Origin of the sequence: Bacillus sp. AFS012607, assembly GCF_002558005.1 — a bacterium.
Taxonomy (GTDB): Bacteria; Bacillota; Bacilli; order Bacillales; family Bacillaceae_G; genus Bacillus_A; species Bacillus_A thuringiensis_S.
Genome location: NZ_NTVM01000010.1, coordinates 331,973 through 357,261 on the forward strand (window position 1 = coordinate 331,973; position 25,289 = coordinate 357,261).

The window sequence follows — 25,289 nt, forward strand, 5'->3', positions numbered from 1 at the left end:
GGATTTTATGAATACATTAGAACAATACCCATCAGTACTAGATGTTGTACATATTCAACAAATATTAGGAATTGGAAGAAGACAAGCTTATGAGTTGGTTAACTCTGGTGATTTTCATATAGTTCGCATAGGGAGAAGAATTAAAGTATTAAAGACTGTATTTATCTCTTGGTTAGAAGGTAGCGATGTAAAGGAGGAAAATTAATTGGCTGGTTCTGTAAAAAAAGATGGTCATAGTTGGTATTATGTACTAGAACTAGGGAGAATAAATGGAAAGAGACGGCAAAAAAAGAAGAGGGGCTTTAAAACAAAAAAGGAAGCACAAAATGCTTTGACTGAAGCAGAACATGCTCTTTTAAAAGATGGTACATTTAGTGAACCTTCTAAAATGTTGTATAAAGAATATTTAAATAGTTGGCTTGATGATAAAAAGATACTTATAAAAGAGTCAACTTTTAAAACTTATAGTTGGTTAATACATAAATATATTATTCCTAACCTAGGAAACATAGAAATTTCCAGAATAAGACCTATAGATATCCAAAAATTGTATAACGAGATAATAAAGAATAATTTATTATCAAGAGAGAATGTACAAAAAATACATTCTTTAATAAATGATTCTTTAAAAAAAGCTGAAAGGTGGGGGTTAATAAAACGTAATGTTGCCTCTTTGGTTGATAGACCTAAAGCATATAAAAGTGAATTAAAAGTCTGGGATATAGGAGAGGTAAAAGGCTTTCTAAAGGTAGCAGAGAGTAGTAGATATTATATTGCATTCCTTTTGGCACTTACTACAGGAATGCGGCAGGGTGAGATATTAGCCCTAAGATGGAAAGATATTGATTTTAATAATAATACACTTTCAATTAAGCAGACTTTAAATCATGCAGGGAACAAAATAATAGCAGGAGCAAAAACAAAGTCTGGACAAAGAAGCATTGCATTACCTAATGAAACGATAAATTTTTTAGTGAAGCATAAAGAAACCATTGGTAATGAAAAAAGAGTGGCAGGGATTTTATATACAAATCATGATCTTGTGGTATGCACAAATATTGGGACACCATGTTTACCTAGAAATTTATTAAGGTCTTTTTATAGCTTAATAGAGAAAATAGATATAACAAAGATTAGATTTCATGATTTAAGGCATACACATGCAACTTTGTTATTGAAAGAAGGGGTTCATCCTAAAGTGGTTGCAGAACGGCTGGGGCATTCAAATATACGTGTCACATTAGATACTTATAGTCATGTATTACCGAGTATGCAAATTGAAACTGCAAATAAAATAAATGATCTAATATTTTAAGTTATTATACAGGAGGATGTTTAAAATGGAGAAAAATATTTTAAATGGTTTATTAAAACAAAATACGCCAATTAATTTTATTGAAGGTAAAGATATAAGGGTTGTTATTCAAGATGATGACATTCAAAATGAAGGATGGAAATCAGATATTAAGGCCATAAAAATTTTGATTGATGAGTTGCCTGTAGGATTTATTCAAAAAGATACAGAGGACTTTTTAATCAACGAAAAAATTGCTTTTCTTTTACTTAATTCAATTGCTGAATTGTTGAAGGATAATGATCCTATTGGATTTATACGCAATAAAAATAATATGGAAGTAATAAGCTATTTTATAGACTTAGTAAGTGATCAAAAATGGGAATCTAGTACGGCTTTTCAAGAGTTTATTTAAGAATGAAACGACGATTAAATAAAAACATTTGAAGGAGATTATTGATGTCTTATTGCTATTGTACAAAGTGTGAGAGTGTTTATAGATGTGAGGATGTAAAAATGTGTTGTGGTAATAAAAATAATTTAATTGATTGGGAAGAATTTGCTTTTATTATGGGATATCCTTTATATCCTGTTAAGAAGAAATATGATTGGTTTCATTTGGATTTATATAAACGTTTAGATGCTGAATCTATGTATGATCTTAGGGCATATAGTCCTGAACTTTTTTATTATGAGTTTAATGGTTGGAAAGAGATTGAATTAAAAAAACAAAAATGATAAATAAGTAATATAATTTTAACGTAATAACGTAATGAAAACATAAAAGGATTTATAACTATAAAAAGTTGTGGAATAAATCACCAAATTTTATCCTTTACGAAAAAATTTAGGACAACGTCCTAAATTTTTTTGTAGAGGGTAGCAAGCGAAGCGCGGTAGTAAGTAAACAACTTTATGGTAGGGTAACCAATTTGTGAGGCCATAGAATTGAGAAATACAAAATAAAACCCCTTGACTATCAAGGGGTTTCTCATATGATCTCGACTGGCCTCGAACCAGTGACCTCCACCCCAAAAGTTATAGTTAGGATATTATAGAATTCTAATATAAAAATTAAATTAGATGCATATAGTCATGTATTACTAATTATGCAACTGGAATCTGTTCGGAAAAATTAGTAAAATGATCTTTGACTAAACGTGATATAATTTTTAAATTGAATGTTAAGATTTAATGTTATGTGTTTTTGAAAGGGGAGCGTGTTTAATGCAGGATATTCTTGATTATTATAAAGAAGAGCTAGATAACATAGGTACTAATTTTTTTATTTTAGATACAAAAGGTACTACCACTGATCATGGAGATGTGGACTTTGTTTCCTATGATTGGTCCCCTAGTAAATATGGTCGAGTTAACGCTGGAGATCTGTTTATTTATAGAAGACCACAGAATGCATCTGAAATAAAAAATAGTTTTTATTTTTTCGGTGCTGGCAGAATTAAAGAGATTAAAAACATTGGAAAAGATAAAGTACGTGGCATAATAGATAAAGCAATATTGTTTGAATCGTATTTAACAAAAACTGATCTTGATGAATTTGAGTGGGAATTTAAGCAAAGAGGGGAAACTTGGGCATATTTATTCCATCAATATGGCATGACACAGATTAAAGAGCGCGATTTTCGAAATATCATAAAGAAAGCATATGCTGGGAAAGAACATAAGGAAATCGAGCTCGAAAATATTGTGAATAGAGTTGGATTTATACAAGAAATACAGAATAAAAATTATTTCGTTGATGATAACATTGGAACTAGTAAGAGAAGAAGTGGTCAAAGTACTTTTTCTAATGAAGTGAAAAAGAATTATAGATATGAATGTGCAATAACTGGAATAAAAATAAAAGAATTCTTGGTAGGTTCTCATATTATACCTTGGTCAGAAAACAAGAATACTAGACTTGATCCTCAAAATGGGATTTGTTTATCCGTTTTATTAGATAAAGCATTTGATCAAGGATATATTACAATCCATCCTGATTTAACAATAGAGGTTTCTAAGTTTATTGAATCTGATATCATCTTAAAAGAAACACTTATGAAATTTAGTGGGAAGAAAATAAAAAAGCCATCTTTTTCTCCTCCAAAAGAAGAGTACTTAAGATGGCATTATGAGAATATTTTTAAAAAGTAGTTAAGATAGAATGAAAATAGTATCCATAGGGTACTATTTTTTATTAGATTTAATGTCTCTTTCGTTTATTTAAATAACATTCTTTACACCATTGTCCTCGCATGACTTCATAGGGCCTTTTCATAAAATGATGTCCTTTAGCGCATACAAACTCCACTTTAGTTTTACTGTTTTTGTATTTGGAAGAAATGCACTTACCATTATATGTTTCTGCTATTTTATGTAGATCATGAAGAGATTTTATTTGTTTAGTGCTCATGTGAGAATCATCATTTCTTGATTCTAAGTAACAGGTTTTACACCATTGTCCTTGTTTTACTTCGTAAGGTCTTTTCATAAAATGATGTCCTTTGGCACATACAAATTCAATTTTAGCTTTGCTTCCTTTGTATTCTGAGGCGGTACACTGTCCACCATACATTTTTGCTATTTCATTAAGTTCATAAAGTGAAGACATGTATGTTGTATATAATTTACGACTATCAATAGAATGGATATTTTGTTTGATCGGTATGTTCTTTGTGAGTAGCATATTTGTTATGTATTGAATAAGTTGTTCATCGTTCGTTTTATCTGATATGTCGTGTGTAGGAATAATAAGTAGTTTAATTCCTTTTTGCTTACATAATTGTTCTTTCTGTGTATCATGTTGAATGCGTTGCATTAGCTCATTTTCATTTTTGATAAAGAATCCATCTATTTTATAATGCTGAATTCCATTATATTCAAATCCTACGTTTAAATATTCATTGTATCCGTCTAATTCATAAGGAGCTATGATTTCACGATTGGATCTAAACGATAAACCGGTTAATGCTTCTAAAGTAAAACGTACCCTTTCTTCGGTTAAGTTTGGAGTGCAATGAGGACACCAATGTCTACCAGACAAAATCTGATTGGGCTTAGCCTTCCATATATGTCCATCGGTACATTGCCATGTTAGTTTGGTATGGGAATCAGTATAAGAAGTTGATAGGCATTTCCCACCTCTATTGTAGGCTAACTGTTGCATCTCCTCAATTGTATGTCTACGTTCAATTCCTCTTTTTCTAGTACTACATTTAGGGCAAAATCTCCCTTTCTTATCTCTAGTAAAAATTAAAGATGCACCGGCTTCGAAATTATGACCATGTTTACATTTCCATATTAATTTTGTCTTATTATTTTTATAACTAGATGACAGACATTCTCCACCATGTTTCTTTGCGACTTTTTGCATGTCCTGTAAAGTCTTTTTTTCATGTCCACTACATTTTCTACACCATCGCCCAAACCTAACCTTTGCTGGTGTTGCCTTCCAAATATGTCCGTTCTTACATTGAAAAGTCATATGAGTTTGACTGTTTATGTAATGATCAGATAGGCATTTTCCTTCTCGAGATTCAGCAAGAATTTGTATATCTTCTAATGTTAATTTCGGGGACATCACCAACACTCCTTATGAATTAATTTCCTTTTCTATAATTATAAATTAACCTAATATGGAAGGTGATTATTATGTTACTAAATATAGGGGGAGAGTATGGAGAATTTAGACAAAGATAACATATACTATGGATTTGGAGGAGAGCATTATGTAATAGCTCAATTTTATACAATGCAATACGAAGCTACGAAAATGGAAGTTGATTTTGGATTTGATATTTTAGTTACCAACCAATATCGTTACAGTCGAAATCAAGATTCTGAGATTAAAACATGGGCTTTACAAATAAAGACAGTAAATGTAACTCCAAGAGACTATGTAGAAAAAGAGGAAGGTGGAAGAGGATTTGTAAAATACGCTAAGAAGGATTTTTATATAAGTAAAAATGATTTTGATTTAATTACTAGTAAAGAAAATGGATATCTAGTTTGCGCGTTCGTAGAAAAACAAGATCAGCAATACAATGTTTTAGGATTGTTCTGGTTATCTAGTGAACATTTAAAAGAAGCCAGGGAAAACGAATACATAATTGAGGATACGAGATATGGCGAAAAGTACGTTATTTCGGCTCGCATTCCAATACAGACTACAATTGATTATCTAACGGAATTTTGTTTAGAACAAAGTAAAGATTTAAATGCGGAGAATGAATACTTTCATGATTTAAGAAATCTGTTAAGAACATCTCATGTCGTTCCTTATAATCCTTTGAGAGGAGTAGAATTAATTAAGAAGGAAAAAGCAGGTGATAAACATGCATGCTATGCTCCATTAACAAAGGAATTAACAAGTCTCAAAAGTATTACAGATGGTAATCAATATAGTATGATACAAAGTTTGGAGGATTATTACAAAAAAATGCATGAAATGGACTCAGTAATAATAGATGTGGAAAATAAAAAATTCCAGTCTGAATTTGGTGAGTAAGAGAGGTTTTAATATTTAAAGACCTACTTAATTGTTTAATTCCTTCAAGAATTAAAGCGTAAACTTGAGGGTGTGTTAAAGTTCATTTTTATCTTTGGAATTTATCTAAAGTTTAGGGTATAAAGCTGATAATCTATGAATAGGTGACCAAATTGTGACCAGTGATATATAAATTAATAAAGAAGTTGAAAAATAAAAAGCCTTCAAATCTTATATCCATAGGATTTGAGGGCTTTTTATTCTTATGATCCCGACTGGGTTCGAACCAGCGACCTCCACCCTGTCAAGGTGGCGCTCTCCCTGCTGAGCTACGGGATCCCAACTATAAATATTACCACCAGCAATGTGTTTTCATTTCATTCGTGTAATCGGAGAATTTATATAATTTGTTGAATATTGTAACATTTAATGTATTCTTATAATAACAACAAATTTCAATAGTGTAAAGATGTAATTTTCTGGATATTATCATTCCAATTTTTATATAAAAAAATAAGCCTCGAAGAGCTTATTTTAATAATAATATCACCGCAATTATCAATGATATTATCAAAAATAAAATCATAAATAATGGAACTCAGTCATGAGCTATCGCCCTGTAACTGTCATTCCTGCTGTGTAAATTGTATCAATAGAACCGTCAGCGTCTTTTATTTCGACTTTATAACGATATGTTCCATCCTCATAAATATCATCGCCATATCCTGTGAAAGTTGCAATTTCATCATTGCTTCCAGCTGGGACCCATTGATTTTGCCAACGGAAGTTGGTTTCAAATTCTCCCCATCTATCGCCATATTTCTTTTCAAGGCTGACATTGTAATGAATTTCTTCCGCTCGGTCATTTGTAATTCTTGCAATTACGCTGCTACCAAAAGTAACTTGTGTAGAGTGTACCTGAACTGTAACACCGTTCACCGTTTCGCTAGGACCACAAATATAACGACAGAACTCGCTTGCTCCGTCAGCATGTGCCTTCGGTGTATCAATGTTCATAGCTGTTAAACCACCTAAAGCTAAAGCTCCTGTTAATAATACTTTACCAAATGTTTTCACTTGAAATTCCCCCTAAGTATATTCTCAATTCGTTCCATAGATACCACATTAAGTAGTTTTATAACATTAATCTAATCGAACGCTTTTTTCCTCGAGTGTATTCGCTATGAATCTTTCATCTTGTAGTAATCTAACCTCTACATATAATTTCATAGTTTTGATTCCATATATGTATCATGATTTACATAGAGCAAATCTGTTAATACGTTTTGGTTATTTACTTATCACACTGCTTTTTATTACCTTTTATTGGTAAAACATTGATTTTATTATATACCATTATTATCTATTTACAAGAGAAAATCATACTGTATGCAAAAATGCATAATAAAAAACACTGCTTGTATTCTGAATTACAGAATACAAGCGGTGCTGAGTTTCAATTAATATTTGATTGGAACCTAATGCTAATTTTTTATGTTTAACAGTATACATATATCACTGTTTTTTAGTCATAATTGATAAACCTTGTTCAGAGGACGCTATTCCTACTGGGCTACGGAATCTTCAAAAGGGAAAGTATAAGCGATTATGCTAGTAATGTATGAAGGGATAATGATAAGAAGAAAATTCAGTAAAAAGTAGTTTTTGAATGTAGCCGTTATATTATTTCCGGTATTTATCTAAAGGATTTTCATCGCTTAAATCAACAATTAAAGGGCATAAAAATAACAGTGGTAAAGCAGCGTTAGCTTGATGAAAAGTATCATTAGACATATATTGTCTTCCAAAACAATACGGACAATCTTTTTCAAATGTTATGAGAAGCGACCATACGTCTTTTACTTTCCACTTCGTTTTACAATACGTACAACGCGCCATTGAGTTCCTCCTCATTTTAAGGTGTTTTCTAATATATTCTACTTTATTGTACGAAAGTCATTTGAATTTGATGTGGCAAATTTCTGCGTTCTCTTTAATAAGTGGACTAGTTAAATCTCTACTATTCCAAACAAGAGCAACGTTTGCTTTTTGTTTTAAAATTCGTTGGCATTCAATTTTGAAAGCCTCTTTATCAAACCAATGAAATGCTTGGGCAACAGTTACTAAATCTACACTATTTTCTTTTAAAGTGGTATTTTCAGCAGTTGCTTTTATGGATTGAAAACGAGAATATAGTTTTGACGATTGCTCAGCCATCTTCCTCATATCATTATTTGGCTCAACTCCAATAACATGTAAACCACTTTCAAGCAGCTGGCGGCTAAATATCCCCGTACCCGTACCTGAACCAATATCAGCTACAATCGGATTTCCTTTCAGTTGGTTAGCTGAAAGTAAGTAATCAATATATTCATTAGGATAACTAGGCTGATATTGTGCATATATATCGGCCCTGTCAGTAAAATTTTCTGTTGTTTTCACAGTACTACCTTCTTTCTTACAATATTATGTACAGAAATAGAAATTAAATATGAATTTCGGCATCAGTCTCTAAGTCTACCACTTAAGAGTCCAGCTAAATAGAAAGCCTCAGTTTCTGTATTCAAATATCCTTCATCCGTTTAGTATACTATTTTAGATAATATCTTCCAAAAGGCTATAATGGCTTACTTAAATAAATCCACATAACTGTATGTTTTTATGAATTTATTTAATAATTTATGAGCAATTATATGTCGTATTACGTTTACGTAGGTAAGAGATTTTCATTTTTGCTATTTAAATTGGCCAATATATCCTTTTTACAATTTACTGAAAATCATGTATAACAGAGATACAAGATTATTTTATAAATATTCAGGAGTAGAGGGAGAAAAGTTGTAATGGTAAGAAAAACGTTCAAGATGCGCGTGTCTAGAAATAGAACGATTTCGATTAATGGATCGATTCTTGATGTGGATGTTACACATGATGAATTTTTACAAGAGTTTGTTGAGTGGGTTGATTCTAAAGGTTGGTCGTTTATGGGGATAACGGATGAGATTACGCCCGAGGAAGCTAGTCAAAAGTTAATAGATTCGTTGATTGATGAGAAGGATAAGAAAGAGTAATTCCTTCTTATTTTTATTGTATATTTATGTTCTTTATCGTAAAAATATGATATAGTAAAAAATAGTGAAAATTCTTCCAGTTTAATACAAATTACATATGATTGGTAGATATATTATTTTGTTAAGGGATTAAATGGAAAAGGGAGAGTCATATGGTAAATTTTAAGAAAATTTTGGTTTTTATTACAGTTATTTGTTTGTTTTTGTTGACACCTATGACATTGCGTGCTGAGACGAATATTGGAGTAAATCCAGAACAAGTTGCACCACCACCTGCGGAAGGACCAAATGTTTTTAGTCAGTTTGCAACGACAATTGATGCGAAAACAGGAGATGTTTTGTATGACAAAAACGCATATCACCGCGCATATCCTGCTAGTACGACGAAAGTGTTAACAGCGATTCTACTCATGGAGCATACAAAGCCAGAGGATCAATTTACATTTTCACAATTAGCATTAGATCAAGAGAAGAGTAATTATCAAATTGAGTTTCAACCTGGAGAGACAATTAATAGAAATACTGCGCTTATGATTTTAATGGTGCTGAGTGCGAATGATGTGTCGTATGCGATTGCGGAGCGGATTGGCGGGAGTGTTGAAAATTTCGCCAATATGATGAATGAGAAAGCAAAGCAATTAGGAGCGAGAGATAGTCACTTTGTAACACCGAATGGATTGCATGATCCGAATCATTATACGACGCCATATGATATGGCTATGATTACGAAAGGTGTGCAAAATTATCCTGAAATTTTACAAGCGATGAATACGAAAAGAACGACAGTTACGACGTCTAGGCAGACGGTGTCTATTTTTAATAAATCTAATTTTTTTGAAAATCCATATAGCATTGGCGGTAAGACAGGGTTTACGAATGAAGCGCGTAATACACTTGTTTTATTAAATGAGAAAGATGGAAATCGTATTATAAATGTAGTAATGGCTTCTCAAAGACCTGAAATTTATGAAGATTTGAAGCAGATGGCGGACTATTCTTTTGGTCAATTTGTGAAGCAAACTGTACTAGATAAACATAGTTGGCATCAAAAAACAACATATTTAAATAAAGATATTAATAGTGAACTTGAAAAAAGTGCAGAACTTATGCTTAAGAAAGATGAAGGGAAAAATGTGAAAACTATTTTCCGGGCAGCTTCATTAGATAAAGAATCTTTGTATCATAAAGGAATTCATCGTGGTGAGGTAGTTGGTGCAGTTGATATTACGAAAAATAATCAAACAATTGCGACGGTAAATGTTCTTTCAACAGAAGATGTCACTTTTGCGATGCCTAAAAAAGATACAATTGTATCAGAAGAAAAAGAGTCAAATGTGAAAGTAATAAGTGTTGGGGTAGGCGCACTTGTACTATTTGGAGCCATTTTATATGTAGTGCTACGCCGAAATACAAAAGGAATGAAAACAGAAGAAAAATAACGTATTAGTAAAAAGGCTGTGGAGATTTTATCACAGTCTTTTTCTATGCTAAAAATACTTTTAACTAATAATTGTAAATTTTCTTATTGCAATAACCTAAAGTTCGTTATATCATTTACTTGTGTTCTTGTTAAAGAACACAATGAACATTGCATACTTCAAATAATATAAAACAACGGAGAGGGAGAGAGTCGATGAAATTAATTTGGAAGGTAATTAGCAACGCGATCTCATTTGTTTTATTTGCATTGATGGTGTTTTTAGCTTTTGTAGTTATTTCTTCAAAAGCAAGCGGTGGTGATCCCACAGTGATGGGATATCAATTTAAGAGCGTTCTTTCAGGATCAATGGAGCCAACGTTTTTAACAGGATCAATCATTGCAATAGAACCAAACAAAGATGGTTCTAAATATCAAAAAGGTGATGTTATTACCTTTAAAGAGAAAGATCAAAAAATTATCACTCACCGTATTATCGGTGTAAAAGATACAAATGGAAAAGTAGTGTATGAAACAAAAGGGGATAACAACAACGGACCAGATTTAGAGCCAGTACTTGCAGAAAATGTAGTTGGAAAGTATGCAGATATTACAGTTCCGTATGTTGGGTATTTACTGAATTATGCGAATTCAAAAGCGGGAGCAGCATTACTTCTTATTATTCCAGGAGTCTTTTTACTTGGTTATTCCGCGATTTCTATTTTTGGTGCTATTCGTAGTATTGACGGAGAAAAGAAAGATAAAAAAGTAGAACAATCCGTCTAGTTCGTTTGGTTATACTTTCCGTTTAGGAAGTTAACAAATATATATTAAGGGGATATGGACATGACTTTAAAGAAAAAATTAGGAATGGGTATTACATCAGCAGTACTAGGAGCAGCGTTAGTTGGTGGAGGAACATTTGCGTTTTTCAGTGATAAAGAAGTGTCAAACAATACATTTGCGGCTGGGACACTGGATTTAGCATTAAATCCATCAACAGTTGTTAACGTATCGAATTTAAAACCTGGGGATACAATTGAAAAAGAATTTAAACTAGAAAATAAAGGCTCTTTAGATATTAAAAAGGTTCTACTGAAAACAGATTATAATGTAGAAGATGTAAAGAAAGATAATAAAGATGATTTTGGTAAACATATTAAAGTAACATTCTTAAAAAATGTAGATAAGCATGAGACAATTGTGAAACAAACTACTTTAGATAAATTAAAAGGTGACACACTTACAGCTGTAGATAATGATTTATCGGCTTGGTTCTGGGATGAAAAAGGTATTTCAGCAGGTAAATCTGATAAATTCAAAGTGAAATTTGAGTTCGTTGATAATGGAAAAGATCAAAATCAATTCCAAGGCGATAAGTTACAATTAAATTGGACGTTTGATGCACAACAAACAGCAGGTGAAGAAAGATAATAACAAAAAGGGCTATCACATGGATAGCCCTTTTTCTATTTTTCTAGTATTTGTCTATCAATTTTAATAGTTCTTTACTATAATATAGATAATGTTCTGTATAAAGAACGTAATGTTCGATGGGGGAGATTAAGATGCTGAAAAGACCGCGGAATTTTAAAAAGATGCTTATATTGCCGTGTATGTGTTCTATTACGTTTTATTTAGGATCTCAAATTATGACGTATACAGAAGCGGCGTTCATTCATGAAACAAAAGTGGAAGCGACGCTTTCTACAGCAATTATATTTCCGAAAACAGTTAATACGTTAAAAGAGCAATCTGAGAAACATAAACAGTTTATTGAGCGTGAGTATGGAACGATGAAGGGGAAATCGAAAGCAACTTCTATTGAAGAAATAAAACAGGCGATTTCTGTATGGCAACAAGGGCGTGAGAAAATTGTTGCTGAGAAGGAAGCTCTGCAAAATGTATATACTGAAATAGAGGCTCCTTACAATCAAATACAAGAAGAATTAAAGGTAAATAAAGATGAGTCGATGCAGCAAGTGTCCGTATATGTAAATGAAGGCTTTCGCAGTATCAAAGAGAAACATGACTATATTGAGAAAGAAATTAGCTTGAAAGCTATTGATGAGCAAATTCAGGCTCTTCAGCAACAATTAAACGTTGCAATTGAAGCGGAAGGACAAAAGAAAGCAGAAGAACAGAAAAAAGCGGAGTAACTGCTGTAGTGAAACGGCTGGAAAACAAGAATGTGGTGCAAGAGATAATGAACGAATAAGCAAAACTAGTAATATTTATATGAGTGTGAGGGAACGTTAGCCCTCACCTCTTTGTTTTTCTTTTTTCTTATAGTATTAAATGCATTTGAGTGTGAAAAAATTTATAAATCATCATTCTTTTTTCTGAAGAATCTAAATAATATTGAGAAATAAAAATAACTGAAAATATTAATAAATATGTGTTGTGTTTATATAGGGTTGTTCGTTATAATGAACATAAGGTTTTTAAAAAAGAACACATATTAGCTAAGCTAATATAGTTTTCTTTACATCTCTTATTGAAAAATAAGTGATAAAAATATAAAAAAGCTAGGGGGAATTGATTGTGAGTCTGAAAAAGAAATTAGGTATGGGAGTTGCATCAGCAGCATTGGGGTTAGCTTTAATTGGTGGAGGAACATTTGCATTCTTTAGCGATAAAGAAGTATCAAACAATACATTTGCAGCTGGGACGTTAGACCTTACATTAAACCCTAAGACGCTTGTAGATATTAAAGATTTAAAACCAGGGGATTCTGTTAAGAAAGAGTTCTTATTACAAAACAGCGGTTCGTTAACTATTAAAGACGTTAAATTAGCAACAAAGTATACTGTTAAAGATGCAAAAGGTGATAATGCTGGTGAAGACTTTGGTAAGCACGTTAAAGTAAAATTCCTTTGGAACTGGGATAAACAAAGTGAGCCTGTATACGAAACAACTTTAGCAGACTTACAAAAAGTTGATCCAGATCTTTTAGCTAAAGACATCTTTGCTCCTGAGTGGGGAGAAAAGGGTGGATTAGCAGCTGGTACAGAGGATTATCTATGGGTACAATTTGAATTTGTAGATGATGGAAAAGACCAAAATATCTTCCAAGGTGATACATTGAATTTAGAATGGACATTCAATGCTAACCAAGAAGCTGGGGAAGAAAAATAATAAAAAAGCGGGTATTCCCGCTTTTTTTTATAAAGAAAAAGAAGTGCTGGTTGTAAGCACTTCTTTCTATTATTATTTTTGATTTTGCTTCCACTTTGTAAATTCAAGAAATTCACGAAATTGTTCTTTGGAGACACCAGAGTTCATTGCATCTTTAACGAGTTGTGTCCATTCGGAGTCTAGGTTAGTTGCCTTTGTTGTTTCATCATGAAGTAAAGTATCAACTGGAATTTGTAGAACTGCTGCGATCTTTTCAAGAAACTGAATGGAAGGGTTTTTTTGTAAATTTCGTTCTATAGAACTAATGTAAGATTTAGCAACGCCAGCTTTTTCGGCAAGTTCAGTTAATGAAATACCTTTTTGTAAACGAAGGCGTTTTATACGTTCTCCAATCATATTTGCGCACCTTTCTATCAATATGTAGTTGTCTTATGATGTCATTATTATAACATAAACTTCGTTAAAAAGAACAAACCTATTGAGCCTGACTGGATGGCTTCATACGTTGGAAAAATTGTTCGATGTCTTGCATGGCGATACCAGCATCTAGAGCTTCAAGTATTAAATCAATCCATTCTTGATCCAGTGCGTCTGTCTTATCTTTGTACAAATGTAATTCCTCCCTAATTATCGGTCATAATTGCTGCTACAGAATACATGATAATGCAATCGGACTTTGTGTTTTATATAGTGAATTATCAAATACTTTGTAGATGAAACAAAGATAAAATCCCCATTAAACTCCCTCTATGGAAATTATAAATTGTTCGATAAAAACTTTCAATATTTTCAGAAAACATTGTTGAATTGTGATATATCCGTATGCTAACTATGAAATTTTTACAAATATATTAAAAACATTACATAATATGACTAAATATTGAAAAAATATTGAATTTTTAATAAAATTTAATTTGTAATACATATTATTTATTAGGGGAGGAAATAAGGGATGAACAAGAAACCGTTCAAAGTTTTGTCATCAATCGCTTTGACAGCTGTATTAGGCCTTTCATTCGGAGCTGGCACTCAATCGGCATATGCTGAAACACCTGTGAATAAAACAGCTACGAGCCCAGTGGATGATCATTTAATTCCAGAAGAGCGTTTAGCAGATGCACTGAAAAAACGTGGGGTAATTGATTCTTCAGCTTCAGAGAAAGAAACAAAGAAAGCTGTTGAAAAGTATGTAGAGGACAAAAAGGGTGAAAATCCTGGGAAAGAAGCAACAAATGGGGATCAACTTACGAAAGAAGCATCTGACTTTTTAAAGAAAGTGAAAGATGCGAAAGCAGACACGAAAGAAAAACTAAATCAGCCAGCAACAGGGACACCTGCAGCGACAGGACCAGTTAAAGGCGGACTAAATGGTAAAGTACCAACTTCTCCAGCAAAACAAAAAGCATATAACGGCGATGTTCGTAAAGATAAGGTACTTGTTTTACTTGTAGAGTACGCTGATTTTAAACATAACAACATCGATAAAGAACCTGGTTATATGTATTCGGAAGACTTTAACAAAGAACACTATGAAAAAATGTTATTCGGTGATGAGCCATTCGCGTTAGAGGATGGAAGCAAAATCGAAACATTTAAACAATATTACGAAGAGCAATCCGGTGGTAGTTACACAGTGGACGGAACAGTTACAAAATGGTTAACAGTTCCTGGTAAAGCTGCTGATTATGGTGCAGATGCTGCTACAGGTCATGATAATAAAGGACCAAAAGGACCACGTGATCTAGTAAAAGATGCATTAAAAGCAGCTGTAGATAGCGGTCTTGATTTATCACAGTTTGATCAGTTCGATCAATACGATGTAAATGGTGATGGAAATCAAAATCAACCAGACGGTTTAATCGATCACTTAATGATTATTCATGCGGGTGTTGGACAAGAAGCTGGCGGTGGTAAATTAGGTGATGATGCAATTTGGTCACATCGCTGGACAGTTGGACCAAAACCATTCGCAATTGAAGGCACACAAGCGAAAGTTCCATATTGGGGCGGAAAGATGGCAGCATTCGACTATACAATTGAACCAGAAGATGGCGCAGTTGGTGTATTCGCGCATGAATATGGCCATGATTTAGGTTTACCAGATGAGTATGATACAGACTATACGGGTCATGGTGAGCCAATTCAAGCTTGGTCTGTTATGAGTGGCGGCAGCTGGGCTGGTAAAATCGCTGGAACAACACCAACGAGTTTCTCACCACAAAATAAAGAGTTTTTCCAAAAAACAATTGGTGGTAACTGGGCAAATATCGTAGAAGTAGATTACGAGAAATTAAATAAAGGTATCGGTCTAGCAACATATTTAGACCAAAGTGTTACGAAATCTAACCGTCCAGGTATGATTCGTGTTAACTTACCAGATAAAGATGTAAAAACAATTGCACCAGCATTTGGTAAGCAGTATTACTACAGCACAAAAGGTGATAATCTTCATACAACGTTAGAAACACCACTGTTCGATTTAACGAATGCAACGAATGCGAAATTTGATTTCAAATCGTTATATGAAATCGAAGCAGAGTATGATTTCCTTGAAGTACATGCTGTAACAGAAGATGGTCAAAAAACGTTAATTGAAAGACTTGGCGAGAAAGCAAATAGTGGAAATGCAGATTCGACAAATGGAAAATGGATTGACAAATCATATGATTTAAGTCAATTCAAAGGTAAAAAAGTAAAATTAACGTTTGAGTACATTACGGATGGTGGTTTAGCATTAAATGGTTTCCTACTTGATAATGCGTCATTAACAGTAGATGGTAAAGTTACATTCTCAGATGATGCTGAAGGTACACCACAATTAAAATTAGATGGTTTCGTTGTATCTAGCGGAACAGAGAAGAAAAAACATAACTACTACGTAGAGTGGAGAAACCATACTGGATCAGATAGCGCATTGAAATTTGCTCGCGGTCCAGAATATAACTCAGGTATGGTTGTATGGTATGCAGACTCAGCTTACGCAGATAACTGGGTTGGTTTACATCCAGGACATGGTTTCCTTGGTGTAGTTGATTCTCATCCAGAAGCAATTGTAGGAACTTTAAATGGTAAACCAACAATTGATAGTAGTACACGATTCCAAATCGCTGATGCGGCATTCTCATTCGATAAAACGCCAGCTTGGAAAGTTGTATCTCCAACGCGTGGAACGTATACGTATGATGGCTTAGCGGGTGTAGCGAAGTTTGATGATTCGAAAACGTATATTAATCAACAGATTCCAGATGCAGGACGTATTTTACCGAAGCTTGGTCTGAAGTTTGAAGTAGTAGGACAAGCTGATGATAATTCTGCAGGTGCTGTTCGTTTATATCGTTAATACTGTGAAACTACCGAGAGATTTTCTTTCGGTAGTTTTTTTGTGAGCAATGAATTTTATATAGTTGAAAAAGTCATATATAATGTAACTTTAAGAATAGAAATTTATTATATATGAAGTCTATATAAATAATGAAAGAACTGGATAAAAATAGTGGGAGAAGGTGAGTGAATGAGTATTTCCTCTATTGTAAGTAGGCAAAAGGAATATTTTTTAAAAGGGCATACGAGAAGCATCGAAATGAGAAAGAATAATTTGAAGAGGCTTTATGAAGGCATTCAGCGTTTTGAAGAAGAAATATTTCAGGCATTGAAATTAGATTTAAATAAGTCAGTTCACGAGTCGTTTACAACGGAAGTTGGATATGTATTAAAAGAAATTTCTTTTCAATTGAAACATATGTCATCGTGGAGTAAACCAAAGCGAGTTCGAACAGCACTGACTCATTTTGGATCAAAAGGAAAAGTAGTGCCAGAACCGTATGGTGTTACGCTTATTATTGCACCGTGGAACTATCCGTTCCAATTAGCAATTGCACCACTTGTAGGAGCACTGGCAGCTGGAAATACAATCGTTTTAAAGCCGTCAGAGTTAACGCCAAGCGTTTCAAAAGTGCTTAAGAGAATGTTAGGTGAGTTATTCCCAGAAGAGCTTGTAGCGGTAGTAGAAGGTGGCGTTGAAGAGAGTACATCTTTGCTGAGGGAACCGATTGATTATATTTTCTTTACTGGTAGTGTTGGCGTTGGAAAAGTTGTAATGGAAGCAGCAGCGAAACAGTTGACGCCGCTTACGTTAGAACTTGGCGGGAAAAGTCCTTGTATTGTACATAAAGATGCAAAGATAGAGATGACAGCAAGAAGAATTGTTTGGGGTAAGTTTTTAAATGCAGGGCAGACGTGTGTAGCGCCTGATTATATGTACGTGCATTCTTCCGTGAAAGAAAAGCTAATTGAGGCAATACGACATGAAATTACAGAGCAGTATAGTAAAGAACCTTTGCAAAATGAAAATTACGTGCGTATTGTAAGTGAGCGTCATTTTGAACGATTATGTCGATTTTTACAAGATGGTCAAGTCGTAATTGGTGGAAACTATAAGAAAGATACATTACATATTGAGCCGACAGTACTAGCGGATACTACATGGCAAGATGCTGTTATGGAAGATGAAATTTTTGGCCCGATTTTACCAATCATAGAGTACGACAATATAGAAGATGTAATTGGCACAATTCAGCAACATCCGAAGCCGTTAGCGTTATATGTATTTTCTGAAGATAAAGAAGTACAAAAGAAAGTGACGAGTAATATTTCATATGGTGGAGGCTGTATTAATGATGTTGTCTATCATCTTGCCACGCCATATTTACCTTTTGGGGGTGTTGGAAGTAGTGGATTAGGGGGTTATCATGGGAAAGAAAGTTTTCGGACTTTTTCACATTATAAAAGCATTTTAGCCCAATCTACAGCATTCGACATGAAAATTCGTTACTCTTCTACAAAAAGTGCTTTAAAATTCATACGAAAGTTGTTAAAATGATGATGGTGTTTATCAGTAGGCGCAGCCGTATGATAATAGCCCCTTCGCAATGGAAGGGGTTTTTCTGTTCGACGTTATGTATCATGCGAAAATGAATCAAACATACTACATAAAGAATAGAAACGAACGCTTGCTAAATAACCATTTTTGTTTGGATCGAAACAAAAAATAGTCTATAGAACATAAATATTTATTCATGAATATAAAAATTTTAAATTTAAGGTAGATAGGACGGGAAAATGAAAAAGATTATTAAAGTTGAAGCAGTTGAAAAACATTTTGGAAATCAAGTGATTATCCCACCTCTTTCTTTAGATATTAAAGAGGGAGAGTTTTTAACAATTTTAGGGCCGAGTGGCTGCGGGAAAACGACTTTACTTCGTATGATCGCAGGATTTGAAACTCCAACTAAAGGGAATCTTTTATTAGATGATGAAAGAATTAACGATTTACCGCCATATAAGCGTCATATGAACCTAGTGTTCCAACATTACGCACTATTCCCACATATGACAGTGGAGAAGAATATTTGTTTTGGTATGAAAATGCAGAAAGTATCAGCAGCAGAGCAGAAAGAGCGTGCTGAAGAGGCAATGCGTTTAACGCAGTTACTTGAGTTCCGTAATCGTAAACCTGCGAAGCTTTCTGGTGGACAACAGCAGCGTGTTGCAATTGCAAGAGCAATTGTAAATAATCCGCGTGTATTACTATTAGATGAGCCACTTGGAGCGCTTGACTTTAAGTTACGAAAAGACTTGCAACGTGAATTGAAAAACTTACAACGTAATTTAGGAATTACGTTCATATACGTAACGCACGATCAAGAAGAAGCAATGAGCATGAGCGATCGTATCGTGGTTATGAATAAAGGACATATCGAACAAATCGGAACGCCGAAAGAAATTTATAATAAGCCGAAAACGTTGTTCGTTGCGACATTCATCGGTGAAAATAATATTGTGAAAAACGGGGAAGGCTATGTAGCAATTCGCCCTGAAAATGTAAAAGTACGTTCGGTTGAAGAACCAATTTTAAAAGAATACCATCTTGGACATATTGAAGATATAGAGTTTGTCGGAAATATGGAGAAGCTTTATGTACGTGATGAGAAAACATCAGAATTACTAATGGCATATCAAACTGCTGAAGAGGCAGCGCAGTGGAGCATTGGAGATAATGTATATGTAGGCTGGGAGCAAGAGGACGAGGTGACCTTAAATTGAAAAAAGGGAAATTACTCGCACTACCTACAGTCGCGTGGTTATTAATTTTCTTCCTAATCCCGCTTGTATTCGTATTAGGATTCGCCTTCATGCAGCGCGGAGCTTACGGGACAGTAGAAATGCAATTTACGCTGGAGAATATATCCCGTGTGTTTGATCCATTGTACTTAGGGACATTATGGGAAACTGTTAAAATCGCAGTTATTACTACAGTAATATGTTTATTAATTGGTTATCCATTTGCGTATACAATTACAATTGTTGACCGCAAATATCGTTCTATTCTTTTATTATTGGCAACGATCCCGTTTTGGATTAACTTTCTTGTTCGTTCATACGCATGGATTGTTATTTTACGTTCACAAGGCCTTGTGAATACGTTGTTATTAAAGCTTGGTATTATTAGTGAACCGTTAAATTTATTATATAATACTCCTTCTGTAATACTCGGAATGGTCTATTCTTTATTACCATTTATGATCTTACCAGTGTATGCAGCAATTGAGCAGCTAGATAAGCGTAAGCTAGAAGCGGCTTATGATTTAGGTGCAACACCAATAAAGGCATTTTGGAATATAACAGTGCCGATGACAATGTCAGGAATTGCGACTGGTTCTATTTTAGTATTCGTTTCTTCTATCGGAATGTTTGTTGTATCAGACGTGATGGGCGGATCGAAAGTAGCATTAATCGGAAACGTTATTCAAAACCAATTCTTAGGTGCACGTGACTGGCCGTTTGGATCTGCGTTATCGATTATCGTTGTTCTATTCTCTGTTCTGTTAATTTACTTATATTATCGTGCAACGAAAGTATATAAATATAATGAGAACGGAGGGGAATAGGCAAAGATGAAGAAGTTTTTAGTTTCTTATTCTTGGTTAATTTTGTTATTCTTGTATTTTCCAATGATGGTTTTAATGGTCTATTCTTTCAACGACTCTCGCATTAATGCGGAGTGGGAAGGTTTTACATTCCATTGGTATACAGATTTATTTCAAAAACAAGATGTTATTGATGCATTTGTAAATAGTATTACGATTGCAGTTATAACAACGATTGTGACAACGGTACTTGGCGTATTCTTTGCGATTGCTTTACATCGTTATAAATATCGTTTCGAAGGGGCTATTAATGGCCTTGTATATTTACCAATTTTAATTCCTGATATTTTAATGGGATTATCTTTACTAATTCTTTTCAGTCAGTTAGGAATGGAACTTGGACAAACAACGATTATTATTGCACATATTACATTTAGTATTTCGTTTGTTGTTGTTATTTTAGCTGCGCGTCTTTCAAGTATGGGACGTGACTTAGAAGAAGCTGCAAATGATTTAGGAGCAACGCCTTGGCAAACGTTTCGTTATGTAACGTTCCCAGCAATTGCACCGGGAGTTATTTCGGCAGCATTATTAACATTCACATTATCAATTGATGATTTTGTAATTAGTTTCTTCGTATCAGGACCAGGATCAACAACATTGCCATTATACATTTACAGTATGGTTAAGCGCGGAGTATCACCAGAAATTAATGCTCTTTCTACAATTTTAATTGTTGCTATCGTAGGATTAATGGTTCTATCTGAAATCTTCCGTAACAAAGGTGCAGATGGTGAAGAAAACTCTGGAGGACACCTTCCTTTATAATACGAATGATATAGAAAGTACGAGGGGGTAATAAACCGATGAAATTAATGAAAAGAATAGCTGGCGCAGCAATTAGCTTTAGCCTTGTTGCTGGTGTACTTGCTGGTTGTGGTGAAAAAAAAGAAGAATTAAATATTTATAGCTGGGCTGACAATTTTGATGAGCAAGTGCTAAGAGATTTTGAAAAGAAATATAATGTGAAAATTAACTATGATAAGTACGCAAGTAACGAAGAAATGCTTGCGAAATTACAAGCTGGTGGTGCAAAGTATGATTTAATTCAGCCATCTGATTACATGGTTAAAACAATGGCGAAAATGGATTTATTAGCGCCGTTAGATAAAAAGAATATCCCAAATATCGAAAACATGGTTTCTAATTTCAAAACACCGGCGTTTGATCCAGAGAATAAATATTCTTTAGTGTACACTTGGGGTGTAACAGGGATTGCATACAATAAAAAGTATGTGAAAGAAGCACCTACAAGCTGGGCTGACTTATGGAATGAGAAATATAAAGGACATGTAACGTTACTAAACGATTCTCGTGAAGTATTAGGAATGGGTCTTAAGAAGCACGGTTTCTCAAACAGTACGAAAGAAGATGCAGAGTTAAAGACAGCAGCAGATGATTTAAAGAAGCTGCTTCCAAACTTATTAGCATTTGATACAGACAACATTAAACAAAAATTCATTACAGAAGATGCTTGGATCGGAACAGTTTGGTCTGGAGATGCAGCATTTATCGCAAAAGATAATAAAGATGTAGAATACGTTGTACCAAAAGAAGGCGGAACAATTTGGGCTGATACGTTAGCAATTCCAAAAGGTGCAAAACATAAAGAGCTTGCTGAGAAATTTATGAACTACTTACTAGATGAAAAAGTAAGTGTGAAAAACTACGAGTCAATTGGTTACAGTAATCCAAATGAAAAAGCTCATCCTCTTCATAGTAAAGAATACCGTGATAATCACATGATTTTCTTAACGAAAGAAGAGTTAGATCGTACAGAATGGCTTGTTGATGTAGATGATAAGTTAAAAGACTATGATCGTTACTGGACAGAGCTAAAAACAAAAGGTAAATAAGTAAGGAAATGCGGTTTCTAAAGTAGAAATCGCATTTTTTCATAGTAGGAGGAAATCGTTTGAAGAAGAAGTTACATCAATATGAGATAATGTGTATTGCTTTATTATTTGCTGTATTTGGTATTGTTGCTTGGCGCGTACATGCAGGTGGCGTTACCGTGATGGATACATATGTCCGTGGATTAGTAAAAGGGCTACAAACGGAGAGTTCCCTTACATTTTTCTCGTACTTTACAAAATTGGGATCAGCAATTGGGATAGTCGCTACGCTCGTTATAAGTTTGCTTGTTTTTTGGAAGAAGCGTTATTATGCTACGATGATTGTGTATCCACTGGGAATTTTAATAACACATCTTGTGAATAAAGGGATAAAAGAGATTGTACAGAGAGAACGTCCGTCATTAAATGAAGCGCTAGATGCACTTGGATATAGTTTTCCTAGTGGACATGCAATGCTATCAATTATGACATTTGGATTTCTTGCTTATATCATTGCTGCTAATTTGAAAAGCATAGCTGGGAAATGTGTCACAACGATTTTGATGGGCACAGTAATTCTATCGATTGGATTAAGTAGAGTCATTTTAAATGTACATTACCCAACTGATATTTTAGCTGGTTACTGCGTAGGTGGTATTTTGTTAATTATCGCGATTTACTATCATCGTTTACTTACTGAGAGATTGGGGCTTAATAAAGAGAGATAGAAAAAACGCCTGGAAAAACTATCATTATAGTGTTCCTAGGCGTTTTTTGTTTGTATAAAGATATGATACAGTATAAGTGACAATTGAATTATTTAAAGTAGGTGAAAATGTGTGAAGACAAATGTTCATAAAGTTGATAAGTGGGGCAAGTTAGGAGCTTTTTTGTATCAATTTCGTTATACAGTAATTGTAGCGTTACTGTTGCTCGCAATCGCACTTGGGATTTTTGCTCCAAAGCTACCGGGAGTATTAGGTGGTGACGGTTTCCAAACGGAAGGCGACTATCAAAAAACAAAAGAAATTTTAGATAAAGATTTTAAGAGGTCTCAAGATACGCTTCTGCTCGTTTTTGAGAAAAATAAAGATGCTTCGCATGAGGAATTTAAAAAACGAATAGATGAAATTGTAAAGAATGTTCAAGAGAAAGAGAACTATGAATCTTTCCATCACCCAATCCAAAATAAAGAAATGCTACAAGGTGATATCGGTTATGCGACAATTTTATTTTCCGGGAAAACAAATAAAGAAAGAATGGAAAAGACATTACAATTTGCTGATGAGATTGAGAAAGAAAGTAATGTAGCATTAAAAGTAACACCTACAGGATTTCCGAAAATTAATCAAGAGATTAATGAAAGAACGCAAAATGATTTAAAAGTAGCAGAAATGATTGGATTACCAATTGCGTTTCTTGTATTACTATTTTCGTTTGGTAGCCTTTTGGCATCAATTTTACCGATTTTGAATGGGGCGCTTAGTGTTATTAGCACGATGGGTATATTGTATTTTATCGGTGTGGATAAAGAACTTTCTATTTTCGTGTTAAACGTTGCACCGATGATTGGACTTGCACTATCTATTGATTTTGCGCTATTATTTGTGAACCGTTTTCGAGAGGAAGTTGCTAAACGAACGGTAAAAGAAGCGATAGCAATTACATATCAGACGGCAGGACGTGCAATTGTATTTTCAGGATTATGCGTATTTGTTGGGTTGTCAGGTTTGTTTTTCTTTAAGATAGATTATATTCAATCTGTCGCGATTAGCGGAATGATTGTTGTGATTATGAGTATTTTATTCTCACTCACACTTCTTCCAGCGCTATTATCGTTAATAGGTAAAAGAATATTAAAAAAGAATCAAGTAGCACATACGCCGGCAAAAGCATGGCGTAAATTTGCACAATTTGTAATGAAACATCCAATCGCAATGATTATTGTTGTTACAACATTTATTGTTATTTGCTTATTGCCGTTACGTACAGCTAATTTGCAGTTCCCTGGTGTTGAAGCTTTACCTGAAAAGAGTGATACAAGGATTGCATATGAAAAGTATGAAGAAGCATTTAATGAAACTGTCAAAACACACGCTGATGTTATGTTAGTTGTAGAGACGAAAGAAGATATGAAAGAAAAAGAAAGTCTACAAAAGATAGAAGAAGTCGTTCAAAAGTTAAAAGATGATAAGAAAGTACATGAAGTAAGAAGTTTATACGACGGGTTAACTGGAATGAAAGCAGATCAAGTTGTTGGAATATTGCAGTCGCCAGAGTCAGCGAAACTAACTCCTGTATTTGAAGCATACACGAAAGGGAATAAGACGACGATAGAAGTCTTTTTGAAAACAAAACCACGTACAGAGACTGCAAAACAGTGGGTGCGTGACTTTAAAAAGAACTATAAAGAAACGGATGTTACGTATTATCTAGGCGGAATGACGACGTTTCAACAAGAATTAGAAGATGAAATTAAAGATAAAGTTGTAATTGGTATGTCTGTTATATTTGGATCGACCTTTGTTATATTATTATTTGCATTCCGATCTATACTCATTCCAATTAAGGCAATTATTATGAATATACTTAGTTTAAGTGCAACTATTGGAATTGTTGTTTGGTTATTTGAAGGTGGTCATTTCGGTTTAGAAGCGAGTCCGGTTCTGTTTGTCTTACCAATCTTCATTTTTGGCCTCGTATTTGGGCTTAGTATGGATTATGAAGTATTTCTTATTTCACGCATTTATGAGCTCTATGAAGAAACAGGAGATAACGATCAAGCAACGTTAGAAGGGCTCGTTTCAACAAGTAGAATCATTACATCAGCTGCTTTAATAATGATTGTTGTAACGGGTGCATTCGCATTTACTGATATTTTACCAGTAAAGCAGATGGGGCTTGGCGTCGCATTAGCAATATTTCTTGATGCAACAATTATTCGTCTTATGCTCGTACCAAGCTTAATGAAGTTATTTGGAGACTGGAACTGGTGGTTGCCATTTCGAAAAAAACGAGAAAAGTCATCATAAAAAAATGCTCATCATATTGATGAGCATTTT

The 25,289-nt window shown here is 33.9% G+C and carries 24 protein-coding genes, 1 tRNA gene and 2 pseudogenes; 20 read left to right on the forward strand and 7 right to left on the reverse strand.

Annotated features, from left to right (window positions below):
* Positions 1-7 precede the first annotated feature (7 nt).
* The 5 genes from CN409_RS12075 (at position 8) to CN409_RS12095 (ending at position 3,448) form a co-directional block, all read left to right on the forward strand.
* Positions 8-205: a helix-turn-helix domain-containing protein gene (locus tag CN409_RS12075; protein ID WP_048557220.1), complete on the forward strand. Its 198-nt coding sequence runs from the start codon at positions 8-10 to the stop codon at positions 203-205.
* Positions 206-1,315, forward strand: coding sequence for a tyrosine-type recombinase/integrase (locus CN409_RS12080; RefSeq protein ID WP_097982084.1), 1,110 nt, complete (start codon positions 206-208; stop codon positions 1,313-1,315).
* A 25-nt stretch (positions 1,316-1,340) separates the two neighbouring features.
* Positions 1,341-1,709, forward strand: coding sequence for a hypothetical protein (locus CN409_RS12085; RefSeq protein ID WP_240518632.1), 369 nt, complete (start codon positions 1,341-1,343; stop codon positions 1,707-1,709).
* A gap of 101 nt (positions 1,710-1,810) precedes the next feature.
* Complete coding sequence (locus CN409_RS12090; RefSeq protein WP_097982091.1) at positions 1,811-2,032, forward strand: aldehyde dehydrogenase; 222 nt, start codon at positions 1,811-1,813, stop codon at positions 2,030-2,032.
* 489 nt (positions 2,033-2,521) lie between these two features.
* Positions 2,522-3,448 (forward strand): HNH endonuclease, encoded by a 927-nt coding sequence (locus CN409_RS12095; protein ID WP_240518633.1) that lies wholly within the window; start codon positions 2,522-2,524, stop codon positions 3,446-3,448.
* A gap of 49 nt (positions 3,449-3,497) precedes the next feature.
* On the opposite strand, the gene CN409_RS12100 is transcribed toward CN409_RS12095, so the two are convergent.
* The gene (locus CN409_RS12100) at positions 3,498-4,874 is read right to left on the reverse strand and encodes a zinc-ribbon domain-containing protein (RefSeq protein WP_097982081.1); all 1,377 of its coding nucleotides are present in this window, start codon (positions 4,872-4,874) and stop codon (positions 3,498-3,500) included.
* 96 nt (positions 4,875-4,970) lie between these two features.
* Here CN409_RS12100 and CN409_RS12105 point away from each other — a divergent pair, with 96 nt between their 5' ends.
* Positions 4,971-5,801 carry a hypothetical protein gene (locus CN409_RS12105; RefSeq protein ID WP_097982080.1) on the forward strand — a complete coding sequence of 277 codons (831 nt, stop codon included), beginning with the start codon at positions 4,971-4,973 and terminating at the stop codon, positions 5,799-5,801.
* 245 nt (positions 5,802-6,046) lie between these two features.
* Here the strand turns inward: CN409_RS12105 and CN409_RS12110 are convergent.
* From CN409_RS12110 to CN409_RS12125, 4 genes and pseudogenes are all read right to left on the reverse strand, one after another.
* A tRNA-Val gene (locus CN409_RS12110) sits at positions 6,047-6,119 on the reverse strand.
* Positions 6,120-6,389: 270 nt separating this feature from the next.
* Entirely contained in the window at positions 6,390-6,857 is a 468-nt protein-coding gene (locus CN409_RS12115; protein ID WP_086389850.1) for a hypothetical protein, read from the reverse strand.
* Positions 6,858-7,463: 606 nt separating this feature from the next.
* Positions 7,464-7,679, reverse strand: a complete 216-nt coding sequence (locus CN409_RS12120) for a hypothetical protein (RefSeq protein ID WP_000090226.1) — start codon at positions 7,677-7,679, stop codon at positions 7,464-7,466.
* 75 nt (positions 7,680-7,754) lie between these two features.
* Positions 7,755-8,222: pseudogene (locus CN409_RS12125) on the reverse strand (class I SAM-dependent methyltransferase); the annotation flags it as partial.
* A gap of 401 nt (positions 8,223-8,623) precedes the next feature.
* On the opposite strand from CN409_RS12125, the gene CN409_RS12130 reads away from it, so the two are divergent.
* The 6 genes and pseudogenes from CN409_RS12130 (at position 8,624) to calY (ending at position 13,406) form a co-directional block, all read left to right on the forward strand.
* On the forward strand, positions 8,624-8,851 hold the full coding sequence (locus CN409_RS12130; protein WP_000251862.1) for a hypothetical protein: 228 nt from the start codon (positions 8,624-8,626) through the stop codon (positions 8,849-8,851).
* A 152-nt stretch (positions 8,852-9,003) separates the two neighbouring features.
* On the forward strand, positions 9,004-10,290 hold the full coding sequence (locus CN409_RS12135) for a D-alanyl-D-alanine carboxypeptidase family protein (protein ID WP_000247024.1): 1,287 nt from the start codon (positions 9,004-9,006) through the stop codon (positions 10,288-10,290).
* Between the two features lie 194 nt (positions 10,291-10,484).
* Positions 10,485-11,054, forward strand: a complete 570-nt coding sequence (gene sipW, locus CN409_RS12140; protein WP_000767804.1) for a signal peptidase I SipW — start codon at positions 10,485-10,487, stop codon at positions 11,052-11,054.
* Positions 11,055-11,114: 60 nt separating this feature from the next.
* The gene (locus CN409_RS12145) at positions 11,115-11,702 is read left to right on the forward strand and encodes a CalY family protein (protein WP_000172852.1); all 588 of its coding nucleotides are present in this window, start codon (positions 11,115-11,117) and stop codon (positions 11,700-11,702) included.
* A 119-nt stretch (positions 11,703-11,821) separates the two neighbouring features.
* Positions 11,822-12,424: pseudogene (locus CN409_RS12150) on the forward strand (DUF4047 domain-containing protein); the annotation flags it as partial.
* A gap of 388 nt (positions 12,425-12,812) precedes the next feature.
* Positions 12,813-13,406 (forward strand): biofilm matrix protein CalY, encoded by a 594-nt coding sequence (gene calY, locus CN409_RS12155; protein ID WP_000053713.1) that lies wholly within the window; start codon positions 12,813-12,815, stop codon positions 13,404-13,406.
* 72 nt (positions 13,407-13,478) lie between these two features.
* On the opposite strand, the gene CN409_RS12160 is transcribed toward calY, so the two are convergent.
* Both CN409_RS12160 and CN409_RS12165 read right to left on the reverse strand, forming a co-directional pair.
* Positions 13,479-13,802 carry a helix-turn-helix domain-containing protein gene (locus CN409_RS12160; protein WP_000578875.1) on the reverse strand — a complete coding sequence of 108 codons (324 nt, stop codon included), beginning with the start codon at positions 13,800-13,802 and terminating at the stop codon, positions 13,479-13,481.
* A 79-nt stretch (positions 13,803-13,881) separates the two neighbouring features.
* Positions 13,882-14,016, reverse strand: a complete 135-nt coding sequence (locus tag CN409_RS12165; RefSeq protein WP_000276219.1) for an anti-repressor SinI family protein — start codon at positions 14,014-14,016, stop codon at positions 13,882-13,884.
* A gap of 342 nt (positions 14,017-14,358) precedes the next feature.
* Here CN409_RS12165 and inhA1 point away from each other — a divergent pair, with 342 nt between their 5' ends.
* From inhA1 to CN409_RS12205, 8 genes are all read left to right on the forward strand, one after another.
* A complete protein-coding gene (gene inhA1 / locus CN409_RS12170) occupies positions 14,359-16,746 on the forward strand; it encodes a M6 family metalloprotease immune inhibitor InhA1 (RefSeq protein ID WP_001035950.1) in 2,388 nt (795 codons plus the stop codon).
* 171 nt (positions 16,747-16,917) lie between these two features.
* On the forward strand, positions 16,918-18,285 hold the full coding sequence (locus tag CN409_RS12175; protein ID WP_097981960.1) for an aldehyde dehydrogenase: 1,368 nt from the start codon (positions 16,918-16,920) through the stop codon (positions 18,283-18,285).
* Between the two features lie 239 nt (positions 18,286-18,524).
* Positions 18,525-19,508: a spermidine/putrescine ABC transporter ATP-binding protein PotA gene (gene potA / locus CN409_RS12180; protein ID WP_000720333.1), complete on the forward strand. Its 984-nt coding sequence runs from the start codon at positions 18,525-18,527 to the stop codon at positions 19,506-19,508.
* Positions 19,505-20,353, forward strand: coding sequence for a spermidine/putrescine ABC transporter permease PotB (gene potB, locus CN409_RS12185; protein WP_000715500.1), 849 nt, complete (start codon positions 19,505-19,507; stop codon positions 20,351-20,353). The genes potA and potB overlap by 4 nt, the downstream gene beginning before the upstream one ends.
* Positions 20,354-20,359: 6 nt before the next feature.
* Positions 20,360-21,160 (forward strand): spermidine/putrescine ABC transporter permease PotC, encoded by an 801-nt coding sequence (potC, locus tag CN409_RS12190; protein ID WP_000714192.1) that lies wholly within the window; start codon positions 20,360-20,362, stop codon positions 21,158-21,160.
* Between the two features lie 38 nt (positions 21,161-21,198).
* Complete coding sequence (potD, locus tag CN409_RS12195; RefSeq protein ID WP_000772489.1) at positions 21,199-22,248, forward strand: spermidine/putrescine ABC transporter substrate-binding protein PotD; 1,050 nt, start codon at positions 21,199-21,201, stop codon at positions 22,246-22,248.
* A 59-nt stretch (positions 22,249-22,307) separates the two neighbouring features.
* The gene (locus tag CN409_RS12200) at positions 22,308-22,955 is read left to right on the forward strand and encodes a phosphatase PAP2 family protein (protein ID WP_118961646.1); all 648 of its coding nucleotides are present in this window, start codon (positions 22,308-22,310) and stop codon (positions 22,953-22,955) included.
* A gap of 111 nt (positions 22,956-23,066) precedes the next feature.
* Positions 23,067-25,259 (forward strand): MMPL family transporter, encoded by a 2,193-nt coding sequence (locus CN409_RS12205; protein ID WP_086389854.1) that lies wholly within the window; start codon positions 23,067-23,069, stop codon positions 25,257-25,259.
* Positions 25,260-25,289: the final 30 nt, after the last annotated feature.

What these genes read in the sequence shown, in the direction of transcription:
- CN409_RS12130 (WP_000251862.1), top strand. Translation starts at nt 8,624, where the DNA reads ATGGTAAGAAAAACGTTCAAGATGCGCGTGTCTAGAAATAGAACGATT.
- CN409_RS12075 (WP_048557220.1), top strand. Translation starts at nt 8, where the DNA reads ATGAATACATTAGAACAATACCCATCAGTACTAGATGTTGTACATATT.
- potA (WP_000720333.1), top strand. Translation starts at nt 18,525, where the DNA reads ATGAAAAAGATTATTAAAGTTGAAGCAGTTGAAAAACATTTTGGAAAT.
- potC (WP_000714192.1), top strand. Translation starts at nt 20,360, where the DNA reads ATGAAGAAGTTTTTAGTTTCTTATTCTTGGTTAATTTTGTTATTCTTG.
- potD (WP_000772489.1), top strand. Translation starts at nt 21,199, where the DNA reads ATGAAATTAATGAAAAGAATAGCTGGCGCAGCAATTAGCTTTAGCCTT.
- CN409_RS12100 (WP_097982081.1), bottom strand. Translation starts at nt 4,874, where the DNA reads ATGTCCCCGAAATTAACATTAGAAGATATACAAATTCTTGCTGAATCT.
- CN409_RS12120 (WP_000090226.1), bottom strand. Translation starts at nt 7,679, where the DNA reads ATGGCGCGTTGTACGTATTGTAAAACGAAGTGGAAAGTAAAAGACGTA.
- CN409_RS12105 (WP_097982080.1), top strand. Translation starts at nt 4,971, where the DNA reads ATGGAGAATTTAGACAAAGATAACATATACTATGGATTTGGAGGAGAG.
- CN409_RS12095 (WP_240518633.1), top strand. Translation starts at nt 2,522, where the DNA reads ATGCAGGATATTCTTGATTATTATAAAGAAGAGCTAGATAACATAGGT.
- CN409_RS12085 (WP_240518632.1), top strand. Translation starts at nt 1,341, where the DNA reads ATGGAGAAAAATATTTTAAATGGTTTATTAAAACAAAATACGCCAATT.
- CN409_RS12160 (WP_000578875.1), bottom strand. Translation starts at nt 13,802, where the DNA reads ATGATTGGAGAACGTATAAAACGCCTTCGTTTACAAAAAGGTATTTCA.
- sipW (WP_000767804.1), top strand. Translation starts at nt 10,485, where the DNA reads ATGAAATTAATTTGGAAGGTAATTAGCAACGCGATCTCATTTGTTTTA.
- CN409_RS12145 (WP_000172852.1), top strand. Translation starts at nt 11,115, where the DNA reads ATGACTTTAAAGAAAAAATTAGGAATGGGTATTACATCAGCAGTACTA.
- inhA1 (WP_001035950.1), top strand. Translation starts at nt 14,359, where the DNA reads ATGAACAAGAAACCGTTCAAAGTTTTGTCATCAATCGCTTTGACAGCT.
- CN409_RS12135 (WP_000247024.1), top strand. Translation starts at nt 9,004, where the DNA reads ATGGTAAATTTTAAGAAAATTTTGGTTTTTATTACAGTTATTTGTTTG.
- CN409_RS12175 (WP_097981960.1), top strand. Translation starts at nt 16,918, where the DNA reads ATGAGTATTTCCTCTATTGTAAGTAGGCAAAAGGAATATTTTTTAAAA.
- CN409_RS12090 (WP_097982091.1), top strand. Translation starts at nt 1,811, where the DNA reads ATGTGTTGTGGTAATAAAAATAATTTAATTGATTGGGAAGAATTTGCT.